Genomic DNA, 1889 nt, shown 5'->3' on the forward strand with positions numbered 1-1889 from the left:
CGAGGCCGGCGGTGGCGAGCCTGGGGAGGGTCGGCATCGTCATGGGGCTACTGCACCACCAGCATCTCGACGATCAGCTCGCGCACCTGACCCTTGGTGCGCAGGGCGACCCGCTCGTTGAGGTCCTCGCGCAGGTGCTGGAGACCGCTGGCGCCCTCGATCTGCCGCAGGGTCACGGTGCGCAGGTAGGCCAGGATGTCGGCGCGGATCTCGGCCAGCGCCACGTCGGGGTTCGGCACGGCGCCGGCCGTGAACACCACGGAGGATTCGAGACGGACCCAGGCGTCCCGCGTGTCGGCGAGGTTGGTCACCACCGAGCCGACGCTGCGCAGCGCGAGGTCGCCGGTGTACTTCAACACCTTCACCGCCTTGTCCTCCTCGTCCTTCTTCTTGACGTCCACCGCCTTCTCGACGGTGGAGAGCAGATAGAGGCCGAGGCCGCCGCCGGTGCCGATGGCGACGAGGCTGGTGAGCGCGAGCGCGGCGATCCAGCCCTTGCCCCCCTTCTTCGGCTCGCTCGTGTCGGTCTTGGCCGCCATGGGTCGCGTCCTGCCTGCGGGTGCTAGAAGGGCGCCAGGGTCTCGAAGACCTGCTGGCCGAGGGTGGGCGCCTGCACGTCCGTGATGCGGCCGCGCCCGCCGTAGGAGATGCGCGCCTCGGCGATCTTGTCGTAGTCGATGGTGTTCTTGCGCGAGATGTCGCGCGGCCGGACGATGCCCGCGACGGTCAGCACGCGGACCTCGTTGTTCACCCGCACCTCCTGCGAGCCCGAGATGACGACGTTGCCGTTGGGCATCTGCTCGGTGACGATGGCGGCGACCTGCAGGCGCAGCACCTCGGAGCGGTCGATGTTGCCCGCGCCCTTCGTCTCGGTGCCCGAGCGGATGCCCGCATCGGCGGTGGCGGCATCCTTCAGACCCGAGACGCCGTAGCCGAAGTCGAAGCCGAGGCTCGACTTCTGGCTACGTGAGCGGTCGCTCGAATTGCCGAACTGCGCCTTGTCGTCGATGAGGATCGAGACCGTGATCACGTCGCCCACGTTGCGGGCGCGCGGGTCCTGGAACATCTCGGCGCTGCCCGGTGCCCAGGTCGAGTGATAGCTGCGCGGCCCCAGGGTGCCGTAGGCGGTCGGCAGGGCCTCGCGCGGCGGCTGCAGGCCGGTGCCGATCGGGGTGAGCAGCGGGGGCTGGCCCATCCGGTCGAGGGAGGAATTGCAGGCGGTCAGGGACGGCGCCACGAGCGCCGCGAGGAGGCCGGCCCGGAGGGTCTTGAGGGACATCAGGATTTCTCGCTCTCGCGGGCCTTCTTGCCCAGCTCGGTCATCATGCGGGCCAGCTGCGCGGCGCGCGCGGCCTCCATCTCGCTCAGGATCGCGCTGGCGGTGCGGGCATTGAGCTTGGTCAGGATCGCAGCGGCCGATTCGTCGGGCATGTTGGCGAGTTGCAGCGCCGCCGCGTCCGCCCGCATCTTGGTGTAGATCGCCACCACCCCCTCGTCGGCCTTGGCCAGGAAGGCGTTGCGGCGGGCGAGCCAGCTCTCGTACTCGGCCCGCTTGGCCTCGAGCTTGGCGATGCGCTCCTCGACCTGGCGTTCCAGGGTCGCGAGCTGCTCCTTCTGCCAGGCGAAGCGGGCATCGGCGGCGGCATCCGCGATGCTGGCGCAGTAGGCGGGAGGCTTTACCGCCGGCTTGACTGGCTCGGGGGCCGGCTCCGGCAGCCGGACCTCGGCCACCTGAACCGTCTCGATGGGTTTCGTCGCCTCGGCCCGGGGCTCGATCGCACCCGTGGTTTCGGGGGCCTTGGTGTCCGCGAGCTGGACCGCGACGGACAGCTTCGGTGCCGGGGGCTTCGGCGCGGCGTTCTTGGGAAGCGGACCGGGATTCATCCCCG

3 protein-coding genes are annotated in these 1889 nt (G+C 70.3%); all 3 read right to left on the bottom strand.

Translation table 11 applies throughout. The features are described from left to right. Positions 1-47: 47 nt before the first annotated feature. The 3 genes from K2X24_RS09780 to K2X24_RS09790 are packed head-to-tail and all read right to left on the bottom strand — an operon-like array spanning position 48 to position 1884. Complete coding sequence (locus K2X24_RS09780) at positions 48-539, bottom strand: flagellar basal body-associated FliL family protein (protein ID WP_238279936.1); 492 nt, start codon at positions 537-539, stop codon at positions 48-50. A gap of 23 nt (positions 540-562) precedes the next feature. After that, the gene (gene flgH, locus K2X24_RS09785) at positions 563-1279 is read right to left on the bottom strand and encodes a flagellar basal body L-ring protein FlgH (RefSeq protein WP_292497258.1); all 717 of its coding nucleotides are present in this window, start codon (positions 1277-1279) and stop codon (positions 563-565) included. Beyond that, the gene (locus K2X24_RS09790; RefSeq protein WP_292497260.1) at positions 1279-1884 is read right to left on the bottom strand and encodes a MotE family protein; all 606 of its coding nucleotides are present in this window, start codon (positions 1882-1884) and stop codon (positions 1279-1281) included. The genes flgH and K2X24_RS09790 overlap by 1 nt, the downstream gene beginning before the upstream one ends. Positions 1885-1889: the final 5 nt, after the last annotated feature.

Source organism: Methylobacterium sp. (genome assembly GCF_019750675.1).
Taxonomy (GTDB): domain Bacteria; phylum Pseudomonadota; class Alphaproteobacteria; order Rhizobiales; family Beijerinckiaceae; genus Methylobacterium.